General features: G+C 72.2%; 24 protein-coding genes. 9 read left to right on the top strand and 15 right to left on the bottom strand.

The window, feature by feature from the left end:
• Positions 1-33: 33 nt before the first annotated feature.
• The gene (locus ABD932_RS19140) at positions 34-423 is read left to right on the top strand and encodes a MarR family winged helix-turn-helix transcriptional regulator (RefSeq protein ID WP_345014238.1); all 390 of its coding nucleotides are present in this window, start codon (positions 34-36) and stop codon (positions 421-423) included.
• A 60-nt stretch (positions 424-483) separates the two neighbouring features.
• Here the strand turns inward: ABD932_RS19140 and pqqB are convergent, their stop codons facing one another.
• Together pqqB and ABD932_RS19130 are read right to left on the bottom strand one after the other, a co-directional pair.
• A complete protein-coding gene (pqqB, locus tag ABD932_RS19135; protein ID WP_345014236.1) occupies positions 484-1,335 on the bottom strand; it encodes a pyrroloquinoline quinone biosynthesis protein PqqB in 852 nt (283 codons plus the stop codon).
• A 126-nt stretch (positions 1,336-1,461) separates the two neighbouring features.
• Entirely contained in the window at positions 1,462-1,947 is a 486-nt protein-coding gene (locus ABD932_RS19130; protein WP_345014234.1) for a LysR substrate-binding domain-containing protein, read from the bottom strand.
• Here ABD932_RS19130 and ABD932_RS19125 point away from each other — a divergent pair.
• Genes ABD932_RS19125 through ABD932_RS19115 form a run of 3 tightly spaced genes read left to right on the top strand, consistent with a single transcriptional unit; the run spans position 1,868 to position 4,754 of the window.
• Entirely contained in the window at positions 1,868-2,248 is a 381-nt protein-coding gene (locus tag ABD932_RS19125; protein WP_345014232.1) for a type 2 periplasmic-binding domain-containing protein, read from the top strand. The genes ABD932_RS19130 and ABD932_RS19125 overlap by 80 nt on opposite strands.
• Positions 2,245-3,381 (top strand): acyl-CoA dehydrogenase family protein, encoded by a 1,137-nt coding sequence (locus tag ABD932_RS19120; RefSeq protein WP_345014230.1) that lies wholly within the window; start codon positions 2,245-2,247, stop codon positions 3,379-3,381. Before ABD932_RS19125 ends, ABD932_RS19120 begins: the two co-directional genes overlap by 4 nt.
• On the top strand, positions 3,378-4,754 hold the full coding sequence (locus ABD932_RS19115) for an FAD-binding oxidoreductase (RefSeq protein ID WP_345014228.1): 1,377 nt from the start codon (positions 3,378-3,380) through the stop codon (positions 4,752-4,754). Before ABD932_RS19120 ends, ABD932_RS19115 begins: the two co-directional genes overlap by 4 nt.
• Before the next feature lie 21 nt (positions 4,755-4,775).
• Here ABD932_RS19115 and ABD932_RS19110 read toward each other — a convergent pair whose 3' ends face one another.
• The 3 genes from ABD932_RS19110 to ABD932_RS19100 all read right to left on the bottom strand — a co-directional run bounded on the left by ABD932_RS19110 (position 4,776) and on the right by ABD932_RS19100 (position 7,404).
• Entirely contained in the window at positions 4,776-5,177 is a 402-nt protein-coding gene (locus ABD932_RS19110) for an SseB family protein (protein WP_345014226.1), read from the bottom strand.
• A gap of 111 nt (positions 5,178-5,288) precedes the next feature.
• Positions 5,289-6,530 carry an acyl-CoA dehydrogenase family protein gene (locus tag ABD932_RS19105; protein ID WP_345014224.1) on the bottom strand — a complete coding sequence of 414 codons (1,242 nt, stop codon included), beginning with the start codon at positions 6,528-6,530 and terminating at the stop codon, positions 5,289-5,291.
• 133 nt (positions 6,531-6,663) lie between these two features.
• Positions 6,664-7,404: a Type 1 glutamine amidotransferase-like domain-containing protein gene (locus tag ABD932_RS19100; protein ID WP_345014222.1), complete on the bottom strand. Its 741-nt coding sequence runs from the start codon at positions 7,402-7,404 to the stop codon at positions 6,664-6,666.
• 218 nt (positions 7,405-7,622) lie between these two features.
• Here ABD932_RS19100 and ABD932_RS19095 point away from each other — a divergent pair, with 218 nt between their 5' ends.
• Together ABD932_RS19095 and ABD932_RS19090 are read left to right on the top strand one after the other, a co-directional pair.
• The gene (locus tag ABD932_RS19095; protein WP_345014220.1) at positions 7,623-8,969 is read left to right on the top strand and encodes a phosphoribosyltransferase family protein; all 1,347 of its coding nucleotides are present in this window, start codon (positions 7,623-7,625) and stop codon (positions 8,967-8,969) included.
• Between the two features lie 128 nt (positions 8,970-9,097).
• The gene (locus ABD932_RS19090) at positions 9,098-10,009 is read left to right on the top strand and encodes a peptidoglycan-binding domain-containing protein (protein ID WP_345014218.1); all 912 of its coding nucleotides are present in this window, start codon (positions 9,098-9,100) and stop codon (positions 10,007-10,009) included.
• Between the two features lie 7 nt (positions 10,010-10,016).
• On the opposite strand, the gene ABD932_RS19085 is transcribed toward ABD932_RS19090, so the two are convergent.
• Together ABD932_RS19085 and ABD932_RS19080 are read right to left on the bottom strand one after the other, a co-directional pair.
• Positions 10,017-10,565 (bottom strand): cysteine hydrolase family protein, encoded by a 549-nt coding sequence (locus tag ABD932_RS19085; RefSeq protein ID WP_345014216.1) that lies wholly within the window; start codon positions 10,563-10,565, stop codon positions 10,017-10,019.
• Positions 10,562-12,064 carry a purine-cytosine permease family protein gene (locus ABD932_RS19080; RefSeq protein ID WP_345014214.1) on the bottom strand — a complete coding sequence of 501 codons (1,503 nt, stop codon included), beginning with the start codon at positions 12,062-12,064 and terminating at the stop codon, positions 10,562-10,564. The genes ABD932_RS19085 and ABD932_RS19080 overlap by 4 nt, the downstream gene beginning before the upstream one ends.
• 158 nt (positions 12,065-12,222) lie before the next feature.
• Here ABD932_RS19080 and ABD932_RS19075 point away from each other — a divergent pair, with 158 nt between their 5' ends.
• Positions 12,223-12,519, top strand: a complete 297-nt coding sequence (locus ABD932_RS19075; protein WP_345014212.1) for a hypothetical protein — start codon at positions 12,223-12,225, stop codon at positions 12,517-12,519.
• A gap of 9 nt (positions 12,520-12,528) precedes the next feature.
• Here ABD932_RS19075 and ABD932_RS19070 read toward each other — a convergent pair whose 3' ends face one another.
• The gene (locus tag ABD932_RS19070) at positions 12,529-13,170 is read right to left on the bottom strand and encodes a TetR/AcrR family transcriptional regulator (RefSeq protein WP_345014210.1); all 642 of its coding nucleotides are present in this window, start codon (positions 13,168-13,170) and stop codon (positions 12,529-12,531) included.
• 3 nt (positions 13,171-13,173) lie between these two features.
• Entirely contained in the window at positions 13,174-13,869 is a 696-nt protein-coding gene (locus tag ABD932_RS19065; RefSeq protein ID WP_345014208.1) for a type 1 glutamine amidotransferase domain-containing protein, read from the bottom strand.
• Between the two features lie 129 nt (positions 13,870-13,998).
• On the opposite strand from ABD932_RS19065, the gene ABD932_RS19060 reads away from it, so the two are divergent.
• Positions 13,999-14,958: a LysR family transcriptional regulator gene (locus ABD932_RS19060; protein ID WP_345014206.1), complete on the top strand. Its 960-nt coding sequence runs from the start codon at positions 13,999-14,001 to the stop codon at positions 14,956-14,958.
• A gap of 11 nt (positions 14,959-14,969) precedes the next feature.
• Here ABD932_RS19060 and ABD932_RS19055 read toward each other — a convergent pair whose 3' ends face one another.
• From ABD932_RS19055 to ABD932_RS19040, 4 genes are all read right to left on the bottom strand, one after another.
• A complete protein-coding gene (locus ABD932_RS19055) occupies positions 14,970-15,575 on the bottom strand; it encodes a helix-turn-helix domain-containing protein (RefSeq protein WP_345014204.1) in 606 nt (201 codons plus the stop codon).
• Between the two features lie 64 nt (positions 15,576-15,639).
• Positions 15,640-16,116, bottom strand: a complete 477-nt coding sequence (locus tag ABD932_RS19050; RefSeq protein WP_190071949.1) for a (2Fe-2S)-binding protein — start codon at positions 16,114-16,116, stop codon at positions 15,640-15,642.
• A gap of 18 nt (positions 16,117-16,134) precedes the next feature.
• Positions 16,135-18,477: a molybdopterin cofactor-binding domain-containing protein gene (locus ABD932_RS19045; RefSeq protein WP_345014200.1), complete on the bottom strand. Its 2,343-nt coding sequence runs from the start codon at positions 18,475-18,477 to the stop codon at positions 16,135-16,137.
• A 163-nt stretch (positions 18,478-18,640) separates the two neighbouring features.
• Positions 18,641-19,309 carry a hypothetical protein gene (locus ABD932_RS19040; protein ID WP_345014198.1) on the bottom strand — a complete coding sequence of 223 codons (669 nt, stop codon included), beginning with the start codon at positions 19,307-19,309 and terminating at the stop codon, positions 18,641-18,643.
• Between ABD932_RS19040 and ABD932_RS19035 the strand changes: the two genes are divergently transcribed.
• Positions 19,281-20,153 carry a hypothetical protein gene (locus ABD932_RS19035; RefSeq protein ID WP_345014196.1) on the top strand — a complete coding sequence of 291 codons (873 nt, stop codon included), beginning with the start codon at positions 19,281-19,283 and terminating at the stop codon, positions 20,151-20,153. The two genes, ABD932_RS19040 and ABD932_RS19035, sit on opposite strands and share 29 nt — an antisense overlap.
• On the opposite strand, the gene ABD932_RS19030 is transcribed toward ABD932_RS19035, so the two are convergent.
• Positions 20,119-22,086, bottom strand: coding sequence for a collagenase (locus tag ABD932_RS19030; protein WP_345014194.1), 1,968 nt, complete (start codon positions 22,084-22,086; stop codon positions 20,119-20,121). The two genes, ABD932_RS19035 and ABD932_RS19030, sit on opposite strands and share 35 nt — an antisense overlap.
• Before the next feature lie 150 nt (positions 22,087-22,236).
• Positions 22,237-23,190, bottom strand: coding sequence for a LysR family transcriptional regulator (locus ABD932_RS19025; protein WP_345014192.1), 954 nt, complete (start codon positions 23,188-23,190; stop codon positions 22,237-22,239).
• Between the last annotated feature and the right edge of the window lie 100 nt (positions 23,191-23,290).

The raw sequence follows: 23,290 nt of genomic DNA, 5'->3' as shown, positions 1-23,290 counted from the left end.
AACGAATGGCTGAATCGGTGCTACCGTTCCGGTATGGCACTGAAGACGGCCGACGCGGGGCTCGAGGAACGGTGGCGGGACATCCTGGCGGTGCACGCGCGCACGATGTGCGAGATCGATCGCGTCCTGCACCCGCACGGGCTGGGCGCGAGCGATTTCGAGGTGCTCGACATCCTGGCGTCCGCCGCGCCCGAGGAGGGCGACCAGTGCCGGGTGCAGAACCTCGTCGGACGGGTTCATCTCAGCCAGAGCGCCCTGTCCCGGCTCATCGGCCGGCTGGAGAAGGACGGCCTGGTGGAGCGTTCCATCTGCGCGGAGGACCGGCGCGGGGTCTTCGTCACTCTCACCCGCAAGGGCCGTGACCTGCACGCCGAGGTCCTGCCGCTGCAGCGCGACGCGCTGGCCCGGATGCTGGGCGCCTGACGCCGCAAGCCGGAGGCCCAGCGGCTGGAGCCGATCGCCTGAAGGCCGCGACCCGACCGGCTAGAGCACGAACTCCGCCCCGTCCGCGAGGACTTCGACGCCCGCCTCCGCCACCTGTGCGCGAGCCGTCGAGGCCGGGTCGAGCAGCGGATTCGTGTCGGCGAGGTGGGTGTAGACACGGCGGACGTGCGGGTGGCGGGTCAGGGCGGTGAGGCTGCCGACGGGCCCCGAGACGGGCAGATGCCGTCCGGCCCGCGCCGCCTCGTCCGCCGCGAAATGGGTGCCGTCCAGCACGACGCAGTCCGCCGCCGCGACGAGGTCGTCCAGCACAGCGGTCCAGGTGCCGACGCGGGGCGCGTACACGAGGACGCCCCCGGTGGCCAGGTCCTCGATCCGGTACGCCGTCACCCAGCGACGGTCCTTCGCCCGGCCCGGCACGTACGCGGGCGGCTCCCCCACGACGGGGTGCGCCGTGACGACCAGACCGCCGGACAGCACGAACCCGCCCTCCGTCAGGCTGTCCGCCCACTCCCACGGGGCGTGGCGGTCCAGGGCCACCCGGGCCGGAGCCAGCGCGGCGAGCACCGGAGGAGCGGCGTACGTCTTCATGCCCGCGGCCTCGCGCAGCACCGCCAGGCCGGCCAGGTGATCGGCCTCGCCGTCGGTAAGCAGCACGCCGCGCACCGGAGTGTGCCGGGGTCCGGGCCACAGGGCGGAGGCGGCGGTGAGCTGAGCACGGATGTCCGGCGAGGTGTTCAGCAGCCACCAGTCCCGGGAGTTGCCGGTGACGGCCGCGCACTCCGGGGTACGGGTGGGCAGCTTGCCGTCACGGGCGGCGGCGCACCGCGCACAGGCGCAGTTCCACCGTGGGAAACCACCCCCGGCGGCGGTACCGAGCAGGACGACCCTCAAGACGACCCCCCACCCTTTCGCTCGGCCCTCCCGATGGGATCTTCCCTCTCCATACGGCCGAACCACCCCCGAACAGGGAGCAGTTCCGGCCGACCTTCACCGAGCCGGGTAGATCACCGCCGGACGTCACCCCTGGCGCAGCAGTTCCCGTACGGCACCGAAGGCGGCCTCGGTCGTCGCCGGATCCGCGCCCGGGCGGGCGAGTGCGCTCATCGCGATCGGCGTGACGGCGGGCAGGCCCTCGCACGGGGCGAGCCCGTCGGGCGCGGCGCCGACCGAGGCGAGCAGGGCGACGCCCTGGCCGGTGCGGGCGATGTCGAGGACGCCCGCGAGGTATCCGGCGTCACCGACGACCGTGGCGGCCACTCCGTGCCGGGCGAGGGTCGCGATGGCGCGGCGGCGGATCGCGCACGGTTCCTCGATGGCGACCAGCGGCACCGGAGCGGGTGCGGCCGGAGGCGCCCAGCCGGGGACGGCGTGCCAGGTGAGCGGGAGGCCGCCCACGGGGGTGCCCTCGGTGGCGGCGGCCTCCGTGACGTACACCGCGACATCGACGCTGCCGCGTTCCACGGCCTCCACGAGCCGGGCCGAGCGGTCGATCCGGAACCGCACCCGGCAGCCGGGGCGCACCTCCTGGACGGCGGCGGTCGCCTACGTACGCGACGGCCACCTCGACGGCTTCGCGAAGATCACCGCCGACGCCACCCACCAGCCCCTCGCCCAGGCGAAGAAGGACCTGGTCGACGCGCAGGCCCAGCGGCCGACCCAGGCCCGGACGGTCGGCGACGACACCATCGCCTCGCAGCAGAAGGTCGCCGACGTCTTCACCGAACTCGGCGCGCTGAAGGAGCACTTGGACGTGAAGTCGTTCTGGACCACCGACCTGAACGCCGATCTGAAGAAGGCCCTGTGACGACCGAGACGACAGCGCCAACCGGGACGACCGCGCGTATCGCCGATCTGGCCGTCGAGTACGACCGCTCGGCCGCCTTTCCCGTCGAGTCCCTGCGGATCGCGCACGAGGCGGGACTGCTCACCGCGACGATCGGTGAGCGGTACGGCGGCCGCGGCGGGGGCGTCGAGGAGACCGCCCGGATCCTGCACTCCCTGGGGCGGCTCGACCCGTCGGTCGCGCTGATCACGGCGATGACGCTGAACACCCACGCCCGGCAGGCCGCTCAGCCGCACTGGCCGCAGGAGCTGTACGCGCGCGTGGTCAAGGAGTCGTTCGAGCGGCCGGTCCTGATCAACCACGCGCGTGTGGAGCCCGAGTTGGGCTCCCCCGCGCGGGGCGGGCTGCCCGCGACCCGGGCGCGCCGTACGGCCGACGGCTGGGCGGTCAGCGGGACCAAGCGGTTCGTGACGGGCGCCGAGGGGCTGGACTGGTTCCTGGTGTGGGCGCACACCGACGAGCCGGAGCCGCGAGTGGGCACCTTCCTGGTGCCCGGCGGCTCCCCGGGCATCGAGACAGCGACCCGCTGGGACCAGTTGGGGCTTCGGGCCAGCGGGAGCCACGACGTGACGTTCGACGAGGTGGAGGTCCCGTACGAGCACGTGATCGGGATCGGCCCGTACGGTCCGGCCGCCGAGCAGGACAACCGGGCGGGCGCGGCCCTCCATGTCCCGCTCGCCGCGCTCTACTTGGGCGTCGCCCGCGCGGCGCAGGCCTACTTCCACGCCTTCGCCCGTGAGCGCGTGCCCGCCAACCTGGGCCATCCGGTGGCCCGTACGGAACGCTTCCGGCGCACGGCCGGGGAGATCGAGGTGCTGCTCGCGGCGGCCGAGCAAGTGGTGTTCGACGGGGCCGCGAAGCTCGACGCCGGCGACATCTCGTACAGCCCCGAACAGGCCCTCGGCGCCCGTGTGCTGGCCGATCGGCACGGACTGCGGGCCGTCGAGCTGGCGGTACGCCTCCTCGGCAATCCGGGGCTGGCCCGCGGCAACCCGCTGGAGCGGCACTTCCGCGACATCCAGTGCGCGCCGGTGCACGCGCCCCAGGCGGACGTCTCCCTGCTCGCGATCGGAACAAAGGCACTCACCCCATGACGGCAGCACCCGAGACGACCGTGTCCGCCCGGCTCCTGGGCCTGCTGGCCCGGGACCTGCCGCCCGACCGGCTGACCACCGACCCGGCCGTCCTCGCGGCGCGCTCCACGGACCGCTCCGGCACCCGGCCGGGCGGCGAGCCGCTGGCCGTCGTGCACGCCCGGCGCACGCAGGACGTGACGGTGACGCTGCGGCACGCGCACGCCCTGCGTGTCCCGGTGGTGCCGCGTGGTGCGGGCACCGGCCTGTCCGGCGGAGCGACGGCATCGGAGGGCTCCCTGGTCTTGGACCTGTCCGGCATGAACCGGATCCTGGAGCTGTCGGCGGACGACCAGCTCGCCGTCGTCGAACCCGGTGTGATCACCGCCGAGCTGGACCGGGCGGCAGGCGAGCACGGGCTGCGGTACGCGCCCGACCCGGCGAGCGCTGCGCTGTCCACGATCGGCGGGAACATCGCGACCAACGCGGGCGGACTGCGCTGCGCGAAGTACGGGGTGACCCGGGACAGTGTGCTGGGTCTGGAGGCGGTGCTCGCCGACGGGACGGTGATCGCGACCGGCCGCCGTACCGTCAAGGGCGTCACCGGCTACGACCTCACCGCGCTGCTCACCGGCTCGGAGGGCACCCTCGCGGTGATCACCTCGGCGACGCTGCGCCTGCGTCCGGTGCCGGTGGCGACGGCCACGGTCGCCGCCTACTTCCCCTCCTTCGAGGCGGCCGCCGAGGCCTCGTACGCGATCGGCCGGGCCGGTGTCGTGCCCGCGCTGGCCGAGCTCGTGGACGGACCCGTGCTGGGCGCCATCGACCCGGCGCTGCGGGAGCGGGGGGCCGCGCTGCTGGTCGTGCAGTGCGACGGTGCCGGCGCCGCGACCGAGGCGGACGTGGTCGCGCGGCTGCTGACGCCCCTGGCCACGACCGTCGAGACCACCGAGGACCCCGCCGAGGCGGACGCCCTGCTCGCCGCCCGCCGGCTCGCCCTGCCGGCGCTGGAGCGACTGGGGCGCCCGCTGATCGAGGACATCGCGGTGCCCCGGTCCCGCCTCGCGGAGGCGGTGCGGGAGATCCGCACCATCTCCGTGCGCCACGACGTGCCGGTCTACACCCTCGCGCACGCGGCGGACGGGAACCTGCACCCGATCATCGTCGTGGACCCGGCCCTGGACCGGCTCCCCGATGCCGCGTGGGAGGCGGCGGGCGAGATCTTCGCGCTGGCCCTGCGGCTCGGCGGAACGCTGACCGGGGGGCACGGGGTGGGGCTGCTGAAGCGGCAGTGGGTGGCCGACGAGCTCGGTCCCGCCGCCCATGCCGTGCAGCGGCGCCTGAAGGACGCGTTCGATCCGCGGGGCATCCTCAACCCCGGAAAGGCCCTGTGAGAGCGGCTGCCTCGCGCCGCGCTACGACCGCGCCAGCAGGGTCCGTACGCCCTCCGAGGACAGCGTCAGGGGGTGCGGCGAGCCGGCGTCTATGGTGAGGGCCAGGTCGTCGGACGGCCACTGCGAGGCGAGTGCGCCCAGGGGTACCAGGCGGTAGCGGGAGACGAAGGGCAGCAGTGCGGCCATCGCGGGCTCCGAGGTGAACACGGGGACCGTCGGGTCGCCGCCCGGCTGTTCCATGACCGGCAGCGCGACGGTCGCGGGGTCCAGGGCGTCCTCCGTGGCGGCGTCGTCGGGTACGGGGATGAGCACATCGCTGCTCGCGAGCGCGTCCATCGCCGCCCTGTCCTCCGTGTCACCGGCCAGCGCGTCCAACGCTCGGCGGGCCGGAGTGGCGTTGTAGTCGTTCGCGGGTGTGTGCATGGTGGATCCCCTGGTAGCGGCGGTCGTACGGTCCTGCTCGCGTACCCGATCCGGACCGGAGCATTCCTATGGCAGTCCAGTGGATCGGCCGGGTCTTCGGGAGATCATTTCTCAGGGGATCAACGGAATGTGGTCGGACGGCAGCCCCAGGCGGTCGCAGCCGACCCGGCGGGCGAGCGGCTCGGCCATGCTGGGGCCCACGTGGGTCCAGTACGTCGCCGCGTCCCGGAAGTAGCGCTGCATCCGCTCACCGTCGCGCGCGTGCCGGGAACCGGCCGTGCGGAACAGGGTGCCCTGGAGGACGTCCCAGGTCATACGGCCCGCGTTCAGGAACATGAGCGCGAGGCGGTTGTCCTCGGCGAGGGTGAAGGGGGCGATGCCGGCCGTGTTGCGGTGGCAGGTCTCCATCCACTCCTCGGCGGTGCGCTGGAGTGCCGCCTCGGCCGTGTGGATCACGCCGAGGGCCTCGCCGAGGTGGCGCTGGTAGTCGTGGAGTTCGGCGCGGGTGCGGTCGGGTTCGTGGAGGAGGGGGCGGCCGGCGACGGCACGGGCGTACTCGTCGGCGGCGGCGTACGCGGTGCCGATCATGATGGCGGCCAGCTCGCCGTGGAAGAAGCTCGGCGCACGACCGGCGTACATCGGGTTGCCGTGCAGCTCCGAGCCGACACTGCCGCCCTCGACGGGCAGATCGAGCAGGCTCGCCTCTCTGGTTAGGTGGCCGGGAATGCGGGCCTGCTCCATGAGGACGCTGTTCGAGCCGGTGCCGCGCAGGCCGAGGATGCCGTGCCAGTCGTCGAGCACCGTCCACACCGAGCGCGGGGCGACGAACAGCACCGGCGGCCCCGGCGGGCCTCCGGGCCGGTCGGGGGCGCTCAGGGTCTGGCCGACGTAGTGGGTGGAGTACGGGGCGCCGGAGGAGTACGGCCAGGTGCCGTCGAGGACGACATGGCCGTCGCCGTCGGGCCGCGCGACGCCGATGGGCGCGACGGTGGACGCGGCCCGGAAGTCGCCGTCGCTGCCGAAGATCTCGTCCTGCGCCCGCTCCTCGAAGACCGAGGCGACCTGGAGGACGTGGGCGGAGGTGAGCGTCAGGGCCCAGCCGGTGGAGGGGCAGCCGCGCGCGATCTCGGTGGCCACGCGGTAGAAGGTGGGCAGGCCGAACTCGTAGCCGCCGTACCGGCGCGGCTGGAGCATCCGGTAGAAGCCGGCCCGCAGGAAGTCGTCGTGGGTGTCCTTGGGGTAGTGCGTCAGCCGTTCGGTCTCCGGCTGGCGTTCGAGCAGTACGGGCCGCAGGTGCACGGCGCGTTCGACGATGTCGCGTTCGGTCAGACCGGGCTCGGGAGCGGCGATCACGATGCCTCCTGACGTGGGGGGCCGTCCGTTCGTGCCGTGATGCGTGACGCGATACGAGTGATTGAACACCGCAACTGCCGCCGGGTACCGACGGGATATCGCCAAGTCCCGGGCGGCCGGGACGGAATCGTGATCAGTGGTGCCCTTCGGGTGCGGCTCGCAGATCGCGACACGGCACGGCGCGCTCATGGACGCCGTCTCCTGCCTCGTCCGGCTCCACCCGGTACACCCGCGCACCCGGAGCGCGCGTCACCGCCTCCGTCGGGAGCCCGTCCGTGAAGAGGGCCCCGGTGCCGTCGTCCAGGGCCCACCCGGCCGGAAGCGCTCCGCTCGCCACCGCCGCGTGGTAGGAGGGGCGGCGCCCCGGTTCGCTGTCGTAGTGCGGGCAGACCGAGCCCGGCAGCAGTCCCAGCCCGTCCGACAGGGCCGTCAGCGGGCCGAAGGAGTCGGTGTGCGAGGCCTCGGCCCAGCAGTTGGCGCCGGCGCTGATACCGCACAGCAGCGTGCCGCGGTCGTAGGCCTCGCGCAGCAGCCGGTCCACACCGTGCACGCGCCACACGGCGAGCAGGTTGGCGGTGTTGCCGCCGCCCACATAGACGACGTCCTGGGCGAGCAGGAAGGCACGCAGCGCAGCGTCGTCGAGCGTTCGCTGGAACAGGGACAGCACGGACGGCACACAGGAGGCACGCGGACCGAAGGCGGCCAGAAACCTCTCGGCGTACGCGGGGGCGTCTCCGCTCGCGGTGGGCAGAAAGCAGACCTTGGGCCGGGGCGTGCGCGCGTGGCCCAGGAGCCAGTCGTCCAGCAGACCGTCCTCCTCGGTGGAGAAGCCTCCTCCCAGGAGGGCCAGGCGGCGCGGGGGAACGTCGGACACCGGTATCTCCTCGGCGGACAGGACGGCGCGGGCGGATGTCCGGGCACGATGCCGGGTCCGGGGACGCGCACGCAATCGAATTGGCGCTGCGGCGCGCCGCAGATCCCCCGATGCCCCGGCAGCCCCGCACCCTGCGTCCGGCACCGGCCGCGGGCGAACAGTCGTAGCCTGAGAAGGACGGGACAGGCTCCCGCCCTGGTGGGCGCGGGAGGCGGTGTATGCGTTACGACGACCGCGGTGCGGCCGGGCGGCTGCTGGCCGAGAGGCTTCAGGAGCTGCGCGGTCAGGATGTCGTCGTGCTGGGGCTGCCGCGCGGCGGCGTGCCCGTGGCCGTCGAGGTGGCCCGGAGTCTCGGCGCCGCGCTGGACGTGCTGGTGGTGCGCAAGCTGGGCGTGCCCGGGCAGCCGGAGTGGGGCTTCGGGGCGATCGGCGAGCACGGGGTCCGAGTCCTCAACCAGGACGTGATCGACGCGGCCGGGCTGCGGGCCGGTGAGCGCGAGTCCGTGGAGGCCGCCGAGCGGGACGAGCTGGAACGGCGTGTGCGGAGCTACCGGCGGGAGCGGGCCGCGCTGCCGGTCGCCGGGCGCACGGCCGTCATCGTGGACGACGGACTCGCCACCGGGGCCACGGCCGAGGCCGCCTGCCGGGTCGTACGAGGTCAGGGCGCGGCCCGGATCGTGCTCGCGGTACCCGTCGGGGCGGCCCACAGCGTCGCCCGGCTGCGGCGGGTCGCCGACGACGTGGTCTGCCCGCACACACACCGGATCCTCGGCTCGGTGGGCGCCTGGTACCGGGACTTCGCCCAGGTCACGGACGCCGAGGTCACGTCCCTTCTCACGCAGGCCGCCCGCGCCGCGCCCCGCTCCCCCGCCGCAGCCACACCGTCGGGCGCGCCCGCATCGCCGTCGGAGCGCGAGGTGCTGGTCCCGGCCGCGGGCGCGCGGGTCGGCGCCCGTCTGGTCGTGCCGGAGGGGGCGCCGGCGGCCGTGGCATTCGCGCACGGCAGCGGCAGCAGCCGGCACAGCCCGCGCAACCAGTACGTCGCCACCGCCCTCAACCGTGCGGGCCTGGCCACGCTGCTGCTCGACCTCCTCACCGACGACGAGGCGCACGACCGGCACAACGTCTTCGACATCCTGCTGCTGGCCCGGCGCCTGCACGCCGCGTCCGTGTGGCTGCGCGGTGAGACCGGCCTGCCCGTCGCCTACTTCGGGGCCAGCACCGGGGCCGCCGCCGCACTGGAGGCCGCCGCGCTGTCCGGCTCCGGCATCCGCTCGGTCGTCTCCCGCGGCGGCCGCCCCGATCTGGCGACCCCGGCCGCGTTGACCCGTCTGCGGGCGCCGACCCTGCTCATCGTCGGCGGCCGCGACACCCAGGTGCTCAGCCTCAACCGCCTCGCCGCCGACCGCATGCACTGCGAGCACCGGATCGCGGTCGTCCCGGGCGCCACCCACCTCTTCGAGGAACCCGGCACCCTCACCACCGTCGCTGAACTGGCCCGGGACTGGTTCACCACCCACCTCGACCGGCCCGGCACGGGGACGCCGCCGCGCCGGTCGGCGTGAGGGACCGGGTCTTCGCGGCTTGTTCCGGGCGGCCTGGAGGCCTCGGTTCCGCCCATCGCAAGGGGCATGGAGATTGCGTGCAGAACGTATGTCTAAACTCTGGATCCTGCACGGAGAGGGACGCCTGAGTGAGTGAACCGAACGGCCCCGTCTGCCCGGAGTGCGGTACGCCCCGGGCAGCGGACGGAACCCCCGCCTGCTCCTGCACCCACCGTGCGTCCGAGGCCCGTCGCGAGGCGCGCACGGCGGAGGCGGCGGCCGCGGAGGACTTCGATCCGGTGCGTATACGGCCGTTCGTGGAGCTCGGTGACGACGCCGGGACGGATCAGGAGGAAGTTCCGCGGGAGCCAAGGGAGTTGGCGAACGCAGCGGTCGTACCCACGTCCCCCGATCCTTCGGAGGCGCCATCCGGCCCGCCGCTCCCCCTCGATGCGGATGCCCGCGAAAGTGCGCGGCGCAGGCGTCGCACCCTGCTGATCACCGGAGCGGGCGCCACCCTGGCCGTCCTGCTGACGGCCGCTTTCCTGAGCGGGCTGTTCACCTATGACAGACCGTCACGGGACGACTCCGTGACCGGCGGCATACGGGCGCCCGTCCCGAACGGTTCGGCACAGGACGGAGCCTCCCCCGGGGGCCGGTCCTCGGGCCCAGCGTCCGCCTCGCCGTCCCGGAGCGCGACGCCCTCACCCGACACGACCCCGTCCGACAGCTCCCCTGCCCCGACCGAGGCCGCCGCCACCCCGACCGCGGCCCCCTCCAGCGCGGGCACCACCCCGGGCGGCACCGCCCCCGAACCGACCGACGCGGAAGGACGGCCCCCGGTCCTGCGCTTCGGCGACCAGGGACCGGAGGTGGTCGAACTCCAGCTCCGGTTGCGCCAGATCGGCTTCTACGGCGGTGACGCCGACGGCGACTACGACCGCACGGTCGAGGGCGCGGTACGCACCTACCAGGTCACCCGCGCGGTCCTCACCGACGAGTCGGGCGTCTACGGCACGGCGACCCGGGCGGCGCTGGAGTCCGAGACGTCGGAGCCCTGACCTCCGGTCATGCCGGGTCCTCCAGCAGCTCGGCGAGCGTCGTCACCCGGATCAGCGGCCGGTACAGGTCCAGCACCTGCAACGCCTTGGCGTGCGAGTCGTCGTCCGCACCCGCGCAGGCGTCGGCGACGACCAGCACCTCCACACCCGCGTCGGCGGCCGCCAACGCGGTCGACAGAACGCAGCAGTCGGTGCTGACGCCGGCCAGGACCAGGCGGCCCTCCGAGGTGGCGCGTCGGGCCAGTTCCGGGGTCCATTTGCCGAAGGTGGGGGCGTCCAGCACGTGGTGCGCCCCGGCGGCGAACTCGTCCGTCAGCTGCCAGAGTCGGGCGTCCGGAGGTTGCAGGGCGAAGGGCCACTGCTCGTAGTACGCCCGCCAGGCGCCTTCCGGCTTGTCGGGGGCCACGAAACGGGTGAACGTCACCCTGTCCCCGAAGTTGGGCAGCAGACGTCGTACGCCCGCCGCCGCTTCGGCGAAGCGAGGGGCGGCCCAGGGGCTGTCGGGGTCGGCGAAGACGTGCTGCATGTCGATGACGGCGAGCAGCCCGGGGGTCATGCGGTCGCTCCTTCGCCCGCCGTCGGGCTCGGTGCCTGCGCTTCCTGTGCGCGGATGGTTCCGCGGCGCAGCGCCAGAGTGCCGAGGAAGCCGAGCGCGAGGGCCGCGAGGACGCCGAGGTTGGCGTACGCCCAGGCGCCGGACCTGCCGCCGAGGCCCAGCGGGCCGAGCAGATAGCCCTGCCAGTCCAGCCAGTTCGCCGTCGAGTTGGTCACCAGGCCCCAGCCGAGGGCGGTGGCCGTGAGGGTCAGGAGCAGCGGGGTGAGCGGTACGTCGCCGTAGCGGCCCGTCGGGCGGTAGAGGTCGGGCTCGTCGTAGTCGCGGCGGCGCAGGGCCAGGTCGGCGAGCATGATGCCGCACCAGGCGGCGATGGGGACGCCGAGCGTGGTGAGGAAGCCCATGAACGGACCGAGGAAGTCGTCGGCGACGAACACGATGTAGATCGAACCCGCGATCATCAGTACGCCGTCGAACAGGGCTGCCACATAGCGCGGCACGCGCAGGCCCGCCGAGAGCAGGGCCAGGCCGGACGAGTAGATGTCGAGGACCGCGCCGCCGACCAGGCCGAGGACGGCGACGACAGCGAACGGGACGAGGAACCAGGTCGGCAGGATCGTCGTCAGCGCGCCGATCGGGTCGGCGGCGACGGCCGCACTGAGCCCGCTGGAGGAGCCGGCCAGCAGGAGCCCGAAGACCAGCAGGAGCAGCGGTGCCAGCGACGCGCCGAAGGCGGTCCAGCCGATCACGCCCCGGCTCGACGCGGTACGCGGCAGATAGCGGGAGTAGTCGGCGGCCGCGTTGACCCAGCCGAGGCCGAAGCCGGTCATCATGAAGACGAGCGCGCCGATGAACTCCTGCGCGGAGCCCGCCGGTACGGAGCTGACGGCGGACCAGTGGACGTGGTCGGCGACGAGGGCGACGTATACGACGGTGAGCACGCCCGTGACCACGGTGATCACGGTCTGGAAGCGCATGATCAGGTCGAAGCCCATGACGCCCACGACGACCGTCAGCGCGGCCACGACGGCGAGGGCGACCACCTTGGTCTCGGTGCCGCCGCCCCAGCCGAGCCTGCCGAACACGGTCGCGGTGGCCATGGTGGCAAGGGCGCAGAGCACGGTCTCCCAGCCGACGGTGAGGATCCAGGAGATCACCGACGGCAGCCTGTTTCCGCGCACGCCGTACGCGGCGCGGCCGAGCACCATCGTCGGCGCGGAGCCGCGCTTCCCGGCCACCGCGACGAACCCGCACAGCAGGAACGAGAAGACGATTCCGACGACTCCGGCGGCGAGCGCCTGCCAGAAGGAGATCCCGAAGCCGAGCGCGAAGGCACCGTAACTCAGGCCCAGGATGGACACGTTGGCGCCGAACCAGGGCCAGAACAGGGTGCGTGGTGTGCCTTTGCGTTCGGAGTCGGCGATCACGTCGAGGCCGTGGGTCTCCACCTGGAGCTTTCGGCCGGAGGATCTGCCGTCGACGGGGTCCGAGGATGTGATCACCCCCGCATCGTCGCACCGCTCACCCCGCCGGGGAACTCCTCGATCACAACGCGCTGGTTGCCATGCGGCGGTCACTCGTCCGAGTGGCTCCTGGTGTACCTCTTGCGTTCAGAGGGTGATCTTCATGAGACAACACCACCCACACCACAGGAGTACGCATGCGTATTCGCACCGCACTTGCCGCCACCGCCCTCGGAACCATGGTCGTCCTCGGCGGCGCCACCACTGCCACCGCGGACGGCGACGACCAGAGCACCTCCGGTGCCGCCTTCGGCAACGAGAGCTGGCAGGGGCCGTCGTTCAACAAGGACCAGGGTGGCGCCGCTTTCGGGAGCGGGAGCTGGGAAGGGCCCTCGTTCAAGGACCAGAGCGCCGGCGCCTCCGGCAGTGAAGCCACCCAGGACAGCGGAAAGGGACAGGGCTTCGGTGACGCCGGGGCCGCGTTCCAGCAGTAGGAAGGCGAATCAGACCTCGGCCGCGCACAGTGTCGGCAGCCCGGAGGGGCCGTGGGCACCGTCGCGGCCGAGGCCGGCCGGCCCGTCGTGACCGTGGGTGTCGCCCGCTGTCATCAGGCCGGTCAGCAGCGCCTCCGTCGCGGGGCCGAGCAGTCGCTCGCCGTCCGGTGCCGCTTCCAGGCCGGTGACCAGCGCGAGGCAGATGTCGGCGGCCTCGGCGGGCTCGATCGTGGCGCAGGTGCCCGCCTCGGTGAACAGAGCGGTCAGCAACTGCCGTAGGTCGGCGGTGAAGGTGCCGCAGATGTCGCCGAACAACCGGGCCTTGTCGTCGAGGAGTTCCGCGGTGTGCGGGGAGTCCCCGGTGAGCCCGCGGGCCAGGTCGAGCTTGGCGCCCAGGACGCCTCGTACGCGCGTCGCGTACGGGGCGTCCTCGGCCGTGGCGGCGTCCCGGGCCCGCCGCAGCGCCCGGGTGTGCAGGCGGGCGGCGAGCTGCCGGAAGGCGTCGTCCTTGCCGCGGACGTACTGGTAGACCGCCGAGCGGGACACGCCCATGCGCAGGGCGATGTCGTCCATCGTGGTGCGCCGCACGCCGTACCGGGTCAGGCAGTCGTAGGCGGCGTCGAGGACCTCGTCGAGCCGGTCGGCGGCCATGGTTCAGCCCAGCTTCTTCAGCAGTTCGGCGGCGAGCGGGGCGGCGGAGGCGGGGTTCTGGCCGGTGACCAGGTTGCGGTCGACCACCACGTGCGGGGCCCACGGCTCGCCCACCTGGACCTGCACGCCGGCCTCGGTGAGCCGGTCCTGTAGCAGCCACTGGGCCTTGTCCGCCAAGCCGGCCTGGGTCTCCTCGGCGTTGGTGAACGCGGCCACCCTCGCGCCGGCGAAGGCGTTGGTGCCGTCGGCCCTGGTCGCGGCCAGCAGGGCGGCCGGGGCGTGGCAGACGACGCCCAGCGGCTTGCCGGACTCCAGGGCGCTGGTCAGCAGCCTGCCGGAGTCGGCGTCGACCGCCAGGTCCTCCATCGGGCCGTGACCGCCGGGGTAGAACACGGCGGCGTAGTCGTCGAGGTCCACGTCCGCCACCCGGAGCGGCTCCCGCAGCTCCGTCATGGCGGCGAGTACGGCGGCGACCCGGTCGGCGTTCTCCTGACCGCCGTTGACCTCGGCCGCGAGGCTGCCCTGGTCGACGGGCGGTACGACACCTCCCGGCGTGGCCACGACGACCTCGTGACCGGCGGCCTTGAAGGCCTCGTACGGAGCGACGGCCTCCTCGGCCCAGAAGCCGGTGGGGTGCTTGGTGCCGTCGGCCAGCGTCCAGTGGTCGGCGCCGGTCAGCACGAAAAGGATCTTCGACATGGGGGCTCTTCTCGAGATTCGGGAGGCGGGTTTCCTGGGGGCTCCTGACGCTGTGCGTACAGATCGTCAGGACGTCGATACCCCGACCGTACGCGCGCCCTGCCATTGGAATCCAATAGGCTCACACATATGAGGCATAGGGATTCCAATGAGATCGGGGAGGGAGGCCGACTCGGCGGCGCGGCACCGGTGGACCTGAACCTGCTGCGCACCTTCCTCGCCGTGTACCGCACCGGGTCCTTCACCGCCGCGGCCCGTCTGCTGAGCCTGTCCCAGCCCACGGTCACCACCCAGATCCGCGCCCTGGAGCGGCAGCTGGACCGGGAGCTGTTCGAGCGTCTGGCGCGCGGCGTCGCCCCCGCTCCCTACGCGGACGAGCTCGCCTCCCGGATCGTCGAGCCGCTGGACGCCCTCGCCGGCGTCACCGGGCCGGGTGGCTCGGCCGACGTCCATCCGGCGGAACCGGTGCATCTCGCCGGCCCGGCCGAGTTGCTGACCGACCGTGTCATGCCCTCCCTCGCGCCGCTGGTCGACAAGGGCGTACGGCTGCGTGTCACCCCGGGCCTGACCGAGCCGCTCCTGGAGGAGCTGCGGGCGGGCCGCTACGACCTGGTGCTCTCGACCTACCGGCCGCGCGGTCGCACGCTGGCCGCGGTGCCGCTGATGGACGAGGAGTTCGTGCTGGTCACGGCTCCCGTCTGGGCGGAGCGGATCGGCGGACCGGCGCGGATCGCGGCCGACGGGCCCGCAGCGCTGCACGGGGTGCCGCTGGTCGCCTACGCCGAGGACCTGCCGATCGTGCGCCGTTACTGGCGTCATGTCTTCGGCAAGCGTCTGGTGTGCCACCCGGCGGTCACCATGCCCGCCCTGAACGCGGTCAGGAACGCGGTGGCGGGCGGTGCGGGCTTCAGCGTGCTCCCCCGGTACCTGTGCGCCGCCGAACTGGCCTCGGGCGCTCTGGTCCTGCTGCACGACCCGGACGATCCGCCCATCAACACCGGCTTCCTCGTCCAGCGCCCGGGCTCGTCGGGCAACCCTCATGTCGCCCTGGTCCGCGACCACTTGATGGAGATCGCCCGTAACTGGTGACTCCCCGAGACTCAGCCGGTAGTGGGCCGCAGGGCATGGGTGCGCAGCACCAGCAGGGCCTCGAACCGGAAGCGCGGGTCGCCGAGCCGGTCGCCGAACAGCGCCTCCAGCTGCCGCAGTCGCTTGCGCGCCGTCTGCGGATGAATGCCCAGCTCCTGCGCCACCTCGGGAGCCGTACGCCCCCAAGACATCAGCAGGGCGTCCAGGGTCTCGGTGAGCCGGGCGGCCCGTCCCCGGGGCAGGTCGGCGAAGACGCCCAGGACCCGTCGCCCGAGCAACTGCCCGATGGGGGCACCCCGGAGCAAGTGCAGCTCCGCCAGCTCGTCGTCGACATGCAGGAAGGCCCCGTCGCAGGCCCTGTCGCCCTGCTCCGCCAGCTGTTGCGCACGACGGTCGAGGGCGAGGCGGGCGCACTGCAGGGACAGCCAGGCCTCGTGCGCCGGGACCGTGGGCCCCACGACGGCGACACGGCCCCGGGCGGCGCCCCGCACCCGGTCGATCAGCCCGCCGGTCTCCGGTTCGGGGACGATCAGGACCACGTCGCTGCCGCGGTTGGCGGAGAGCGGTTCACCGTCCGCGCCGGGCACGGAGAAACGCAGCGCCGACCGCACCACCACACACGCGACGGCACTCGGCAACGTCCAGCGAGCCCGCTCGGCCAGCGGTCCCAGCGGTACGCGCTCAGTACTTCTTCGCGCCCGCCACGATCGCCTCGCGGATGCGGTGGTACGTCCCGCAGCGGCAGACGTTGCGGATCTCGTCCAGGTCGGCCTCGCTGATCTCGCGGCCCTCCTCGCGGGCCTGGCGGACCTTGGCGACGGCCGTCATGATCTGGCCCGGTTGGCAGTAGCCGCACTGGGCGACGTCGTACTCCAGCCAGGCCTCCTGCATCGGGTGCAGCTCGCTGCCGACCGTGGCGGGCAGGCCCTCGATGGTGGTGACCTCGTCGGTGGGCCGCAGGTCCTTCACCGGGACCGAACAGGGGTTGAACGCCTTGCCGTTGATGTGGCTCGTGCACGCCTGGCACACGCCGAGCCCGCAGCCGTACTTCGGTCCGGTCACGCCCAGGACGTCCCGCAGCACCCACAGCAGCCGTACGTCGTCCTCGATGTCCACGGTCACGGACTCGCCGTTGAGGATGAAGGTGTGTTCAGGCACGGAGAGCCTCCTGGGCTTCTAGTAGGCGCGGCTCAGGCCGTCGGTCGGGGACGCGGGGATCGGTGGGGTGGTGGGCAGCGGCTCGAAGCCGAGCGGTTCGCCGTGGTTGAGCGGGAACGTCGTCGGCATCGTGCCCGTCGCGCGTCCGTAGGCGCAGGCCACGGCCGCCATGGCACCCGCGACGGCCAGTTCGCCCGCGCCGCCGGGGGTGTCGGTGGTCGGCGGCATGACGACGATCTCCAGCTCCGGTGGGGTGTTCCACTGGCGGGTGTAGAAGTAGTTGTCCCAACTGCCTTCCAGGAAGTGCCCGTTGTCCAGGTGCAGCCCGGAGCTGAGGGTGATCGCGATGCCGTCCATGATGCCGCCCATCATCTGGGCCTGGAGGCCACGGGGGTTGACGGCGAGACCCACGTCGACGGCGCAGACGACCTTCGTGACGCGCGGGCCCGTGTAGGCGTCGGGGATCTCCCGTCCGGTGGTCTCCGGGCGGCAGTCGATCTCGGCGAGGACTGCGACGTACGCGTGGTACTCGGGGTGGATCGCGATGCCCTGCGCCGTCCCCTCCGGCATGCTGCGGCCCCATTCCCCCACCTCGGCGACCTTGTCGAGGACGGCCCTTGCCCGCTCGTCCTTGAGGAAGGCCCGGCGGAACCGGTAGGGGTCCTTGCCCATGCGTTCGGCCAGCTCGTCCACCACCAGCTCCTGCGCGCACCGCACGTTGGGCGAGTAGATGTTGCGCATGGAGCCGGTGTTGAAGCGCTTGTCGGTCTCGCTGAGGAGCTGGGTGACGACGCCGAAGTGGTACGGGGTCTGCTGGGTGAGCGTGAAGATCGTCTCGGAGAAGGTGAGGTCGCCGACGGGCAGCCGGGCGGCCTCGGCCGTGAGGATCTCGCCGACGCCGTGGCCGAAGTCGGTGGACACGGAGGTGTGGCGCTGGTCGTAGGTGAGCACCTGGCCGAGGGCGTAGGTGGCGCGTACCCGTGAGGTGGACATGGGGTGCGTACGACCCTGGCGGAAGTCGTCGGTGCGGTGCCACATCAGCTTGACCGGCTTGCCCGTCTCCCGCGAGATCTCGGCGGCCTCGGCGGCGGCGTCGTAGAAGAGCTTGCGGCCGAACGAGCCGCCGCCCTCGGTCACATGGACCTTGACCGCGCTCACCGGCAGTCCGAGCCTGAGGGCGATGTCCTCCTGGGCGACGATCGGCGACTTCAGGCTGGCCCAGATCTCGGCCGAGTCCTCGCGTACGTCGGCGACGGCGCAGTTGGTCTCCAGGGCGCTGTTGCTGGCGAAGTGGAAGGTGAAGCGGGCGTCGACCGACTTGGTCAGCAGGTCGAGGCCGAGCAGCGGGAGTTCGGCCTTGCGGAGTTCGGCGCGGATGGTGTCGTCGGAGGCGTCCTCGGCCGTTCCGGGTCCCCAGGTGACATGCAGGGCGCGTACGGCGTCAATGCACTGGCCGAAGGTACGGCCGCGTACGGCGATGCCGGTGGAGATCCGTACGACGTCGGTGATGCCGGGCATGGCCCGCACCTCGGCCAGGTTCTCCACGGAGCGGACGGTGCCGTTGATCGTCGGCGGCCGGCACACCATCGTCGGCAGCGCGTCCGGCACCTGCACGTCCATGGCGAACTTCTTGCGGCCGGTGACCGCCTCCAGCGCGTCGATGCGGCGCCGCGCGGTGCCGATGACCTTGAACTCTCCGCGCTCCTTCAGGGTCACGGAGACCTGGCCGGTGGCCACCGAGGCGGCCTTCTCGGCGAGTTCGCCGTAGCCGAGGCTCTTCCCGGTCACGGTCGAGACGACGACCCCCGCCTTCGCGGTCAGGGTGTCGACGGCCTCTCCCAGTTCGAGCGCGGCGGCCCTCAGCAGGCGGCCACGGGCCACGGCGGCCGCGACACGGATCGGGGTGAAGGTGGAGATGGTGGTGTTCGAGCCGCCGGTGACCTGGTTGAACAGCAGCTCGGGCCGGGCGTCGGCAAGCGTGACGTGGATCTTCTCCAGCGGCAGGTCCAGTTCCTCGGCGATCAGCATGGCGCTGGAGGTGGTGATGCCCTGGCCGACCTCGGCGCGCGGCAGCGCGAAGGATGCCGTGCCGTCGGTGTCGATCCGGATGGTGATCAGGTTGGCCGTGGGCAGCGCTGCGTGGGTGAGGGCGTCGTTGAGGTCGTAGATCTCGGCCGGGCCGGGTACGGAGGGGACCACCGCGGCCGCCTCGGTGGGCGCGAGGAACGTCTCGCCGAGGGGCGCGGCGACGGTCAGCGTGGAGGCGGCCACCACGTAGCCCAGGAATCTGCGCCGGCTGACACCGTCGGAGTCGGCGGCGGATGCGGTGTCCGGCCGCTCATGGCGGTGGTGAGCTCCCATCGACTGTCCTCCCGACGACGTGCCGTGCGCCGATGCGTGGCGGCTCCTGACTGTGCACGGCCCGCACGCGTTCCGGAAGATCCTTGCGGCGTTTCGACACGTAACACCCACAACGCGGGTCACGTGTGAAGCCCCGGGCGGTGGCCCGGCCACGGCCTTCGGCTCAGAAGCGGCCCTCGCGGAACTCGTCGTCGGAGTCGGTGGCGACGGCGGTGACGCTGTAGAGGTCGCGGGCCGCGTCGCGGTTGCCCTGGTCGTGGTTGTACTGAACCTTGAGGACATAGGTACCGGGATCGAGCGTCACGGCCGGCTTCAGCGTGATGACGTGCCCCACCTGACCGCTGGCGGCGTTCTGGCCCACGGTCACCTTGTCACCTAGGGAACTCCAGGCCCCGGTGCTCGACACGCCGCCGGTCTGGATGATGCGGACGACGACCTTGAGCGAGGTGAGCGGCTTGGTGGACTTCACGGTGACGGTGCTCTGGTCCCAGTAGTCGTTGGTGTCCGCGTCCACGCTGCCGTCGGACCACAGGTAGCCGGTCGTGGTACCGGACTGCGTGCTCCGCTCCTTCGACGAGGAGCTCTGCTCCTCCTGGCCGCCGGTCGTGCCGGAGGTGCCCCCGGTGGTGCCGGCCGGGTCGGACTTCGGGGCGGACTCCGGCGCAGGCACGGCCCCGCCCGCTCCGGCGCCCCCCGACACGGGCACATAGACGATCTCGGGGTCCTTCTTGCCACTGTCCTCCACCTTCGGGGACGGGACGACCGTCGGCTTCTCGATGCCATCGGCAGGGGCCTTCTCCCGCGTGTCCTCCTTGTCGGCCGCGGTCGTCACGACCGAGGCGGAACCGGCGATCACCAGGACCGCGGCCGCGGAGCCGCCGACCGCCGCCGGGCAGGAGCAGGCCGAGGCACTTCGCCGGATCGGCGCCGAGGCGACCCGGCGCGACGCCGGACTCCCCGCGGACCGCAGGCCCGCCCGGATCGGCACGCTGCCGGTGAAGGTGACCTTCACGGACGCGTACGAGAAAGTGGGAGAGGAGTTCCGTCGGCCGATGTGGGGCCTGCTGGGACTCGGGGGCGACGACGTCTCGCCCGTGGGCGTGGACTTCGCGGACACCTCCCCGACCTTCTCGGTCGTCGGCCCTCCCGGCTCCGGCCGCAGCACCACGCTGGCCGCACTGGCGGTCTCGCTGCTCGTCTCCGGTACCCGGCTGGTGGTGCTCGCGCCCAGGGAGTCGCCGCTGCGTGCGCTCGGGAACCATCCGGGAGTACGGCTGATCACCGCGACGGAGCCCACGGTCGAGGAGTTCACCGAGGCCTTGGAGTCCGGCAGCGGCCCCCGGGTCGTCATGGTGGACGACGCCGACCTGTTCGTCCTGCCGGACATCGACCAGAACCTGCGCTCCCTGGCCCAGTCGGGCAAGGATCGCGGCATCGGTCTCGTCATCGCCACCACGGCGGAGACGATGACGGGAGCGATGGGCTGGCTCGGCGCCCTGAAGCGACACCGCAAGGGCGTGCTCCTCGGCCCGCAGAGCGTGCTGGAGGGCGACTTCATAGGCGCCCGCCTGGCCCACGCCCATCTGCGCGGCCGCAGGCCAGGACGAGCACTCACGGTCGAACCGCGCTCGGGAGAACTGATCAGCCTGCAGATCCCCGAGACGACGCTCGACTGACGACGGCCGGCGCCGCCATACAGGCACCGGCGGCGCACTGCGTCAGCCACTCGTCGAAGTCCGCGTCGTAGCGGGTGCCGATGTCGGTGGCGTAGACGGCGTACCCGCCCGCGTAGTCGCCCACGCGGAAGCGGGCGAGCATGCGCTGGATGTCGTCCGGGTGCTTCTCGAACATATAGCGGACCGCGAGGTAGCCCCACGCGTAGGTGCGGGTCACGTCGCTGTTGGAGTAGGTGTTCTGGAACAGCGTGCTCAGCCGGTACGTGTGCCGGCCCGCCTCAGCGACGGCCTGGTCGTAGGTGACGCGACGGTAGCCGTAGGAGACGTACTCGGCCACGCCCTCGATCCACCAGACGTCCGGCACCGAAGTCTGCTGCGCGAAGTCGCCCTTCATGTTGTGGACGGCGTCGAGGTAGTGCATGTACTCGTGGTTGAGGTTCCAGATCCTGGCGGCGTGTCCGGTGTCCTGGCTCTTCTGGTACATGACCGCGAAGGGCTTGTTGGCGGGGTCGGCCGGGTCGTCGATCACGGTCATGCCGCCGTTGTCCGTGCTGATGCCGAAGATCGCTCCGGCGTATGTGCGGTAGTCCTGGGCGCTGGCGAAGACGGCCAGGTCGAGGGTCGACAGGTACTGGCCCGGGATGGGTCCGTCGTCCTTGACGAGGTCGTGGACGTAGGCGTCCTGGCCCAGCAGGCTGGCGCACGCCGCGGCGAGGTCGGCCGAGGTGAGCGACTGGGCGCGGATGGTGCGCGTGGCGTCGCAGTCGTGGGTGGTCGGCAGGGCGGCGCGCATCAGCTGGCCGCTCAGGTCGCAGACGCTGTAGTAGGCGCAGTTCGCGCGGTCGTAGGCGTCGGCCTGGGTCGCCACGGCCACCCAGAGCCCGGCTGTGGGGCCGGTGATCCGGGACGAGTCCAGCAGTTGCTTGGCCCGGGGGCGGACCGTGGGCTGCAGCGCCGGGTGTTCGACGTAACGGCCCAGGTTCATCCCGGCGTTGGAGGTGAGGTAGGCGCGGTCGGTGCCCAGCAGGTCCAGGTGGGCCAGCGCGAAGTTCTGCAGGGTCCGCGTGATGGACGGGTCGGCGGTGACCGCCTTGACGTAGTCCGCGTTCCAGTTGCCGCGCCACAGCGGCGTGTAGACGGCGTTCACGGCGGCGAGCATGCTGCGGATGGCGTCGTAGGAGCTGTTGTAAGCGTTCAGCATCCGCTGATAGACCCTCAGATAGCGGGCCTGCTGGTCGGCACTGTCGGTGAGGATGACGACCTCGCCGAGCACGTCGCCGTTCGCGGCGGTGACGTCCCCGGAGCGCGGGCGGGCGAAGAAAGTGTCGAGGCCGCGGGTGGTGTGCCGGGCCAGCGATGTGCCGTACGGGCCCACGTCGTCCGGGTGGTTGAACTGCACGTAGTAGCCGGCGCGCAGGAACAGCACGAGCTGGTGCACGCGGGAGGAGTTGTCGCCGTTGTAGGTCCGGGCCGCGCTCGTGAAGGCCTGGGAGATGGTGACCATCTGGGGCTCGCGGAAGATGGCGCGCGCGTCCGAACCGGTCACCGCGAACAGGGTGTTGACGCATTCGGTGGTCGACGCCTTGACGAACGCGACGAGTGCCGCACCGGTCCGGCCGCCGAAGTCACCCGGAGTGCACGACTTCGGCTTGGCGGTGGCCCGCGTGGGCGGCGGGGCCTGGGAGGGCGTCGGGTTCAGGGGAGGAAGTCGGTCCGGGGTGAGTGCCTGCTTCTGTACGGCGGCCCGGGCGACGTCGCGGGTGAGCGAGGCGGTCGGCGGTGGGGTCGTGCTGACAGGCGCGGTAACGGAGGGCTTGACGTCCGGGCCGGCCGAGGGTGTGGCGAACACGGGCGTCGACAGGAGGCCGGAGACGGTGGCGCAGACGGCGAGTGCGCCGAGCATGCGTCTGGGCAGCACTGAGCGGTAGCGCATCGGGATACCTCCAGGGAGTTGATGCGCCTCGATACGGGTGCTGAGGCGTGTGAGGCACTGTCTCAGCGCCCGCCCGCGTCAACAATGGCGTGTGACATAGCACATGGCACTGACGAGCCATAACACCCGTCAGCCGGTCCGAGCAGCCGCCTACGCTCCGGTCACGCTCCACGTGCGCGCGGCCCAGGACCTCAAGTGCTGGGACTGAGCGGCGAGTTCACGGTACGCGGCCGCGGCCGACTGGAAGAGCGCCTCCGCCGTCTCCGCCGGGACCGCCTCACGTCGCCACGCCAGGACGTAACGGCACCACAGCGGGGTACCGATCAGCGGCTTGATCACGACATGCGGGATCGGGCGCAGTGTCGGCTGGACCGCGGACACGCCGAGCCCGTCGGCGATCATCCCCTGCAACTGCAGCTGGTCACCCAGGAATTCATGCACGGCAACCGGGGTGAAGCCGGCCGCCGAGCACGCCGTGTAGAAGACCCCGGGCCAGCCCGCCCCGTCGTCCGGTGTCACGAACCACGCCTCCTCCGCCAGGTCGGCGAGCGCGATCTGGGCGCGGTGCCGGAGCGGATGACTGGACGGTAGGGCCACGAAGGTCGGCTCGGTCACGATCCCGCGATGGGCCACCGCGTCCGAGTGCTCCAGCTCCCTGCCCGGGTAGTCCGCGGCGATGGCGGCGTCCACCGTGCCCGCCTCCAGCAGTTCGACGATCCGTGAGGAGGAGTACACGCTGTTCACCGCGAGCGAGACGTCCGGCAGCCTGGCCCGCAGACCGGCGACCGTGCCCGCCAGCATCGGTGAATTGGTCGCCGCCACGCGCAGTGTCCGGCGCGGCGACTCGTCGGCCGGCCGGCGACCGATCGCGGCCGCGCGGGTCAGGACGTCGCGCGCCTGAGCGACCACCTCGACGCCGTACCGAGTCGGCCGTACGCCCGTCGGCCCGCGCTCGAACAACGGCTCACCGAAGTACCGCTCGATGCGCCGGAGTTGGGTGCTCACCGCGGGCTGCGTGTATCCCAGTTCCGCCGCTGCCCGGCCCACGCTCCCCGCGTCCGCGAGTGCGCACAGCACCCGCAGATGGCGCAGTTCCAGCTCCATCCACCCCTCCCGTCGGGCAAATCACCTCAACATAGGGCATTTACGCACCCCAAGACCCCTGCTTGAACGATCGTCGCACCCTGCGGTTAGCATATGAGCG

This window comes from Streptomyces shaanxiensis (assembly GCF_039537145.1).
Lineage (GTDB): Bacteria > Actinomycetota > Actinomycetes > Streptomycetales > Streptomycetaceae > Streptomyces > Streptomyces shaanxiensis.
Note: the sequence above shows the minus strand (reverse complement) of the source record. Positions and strands in the feature narration are given on the sequence as shown.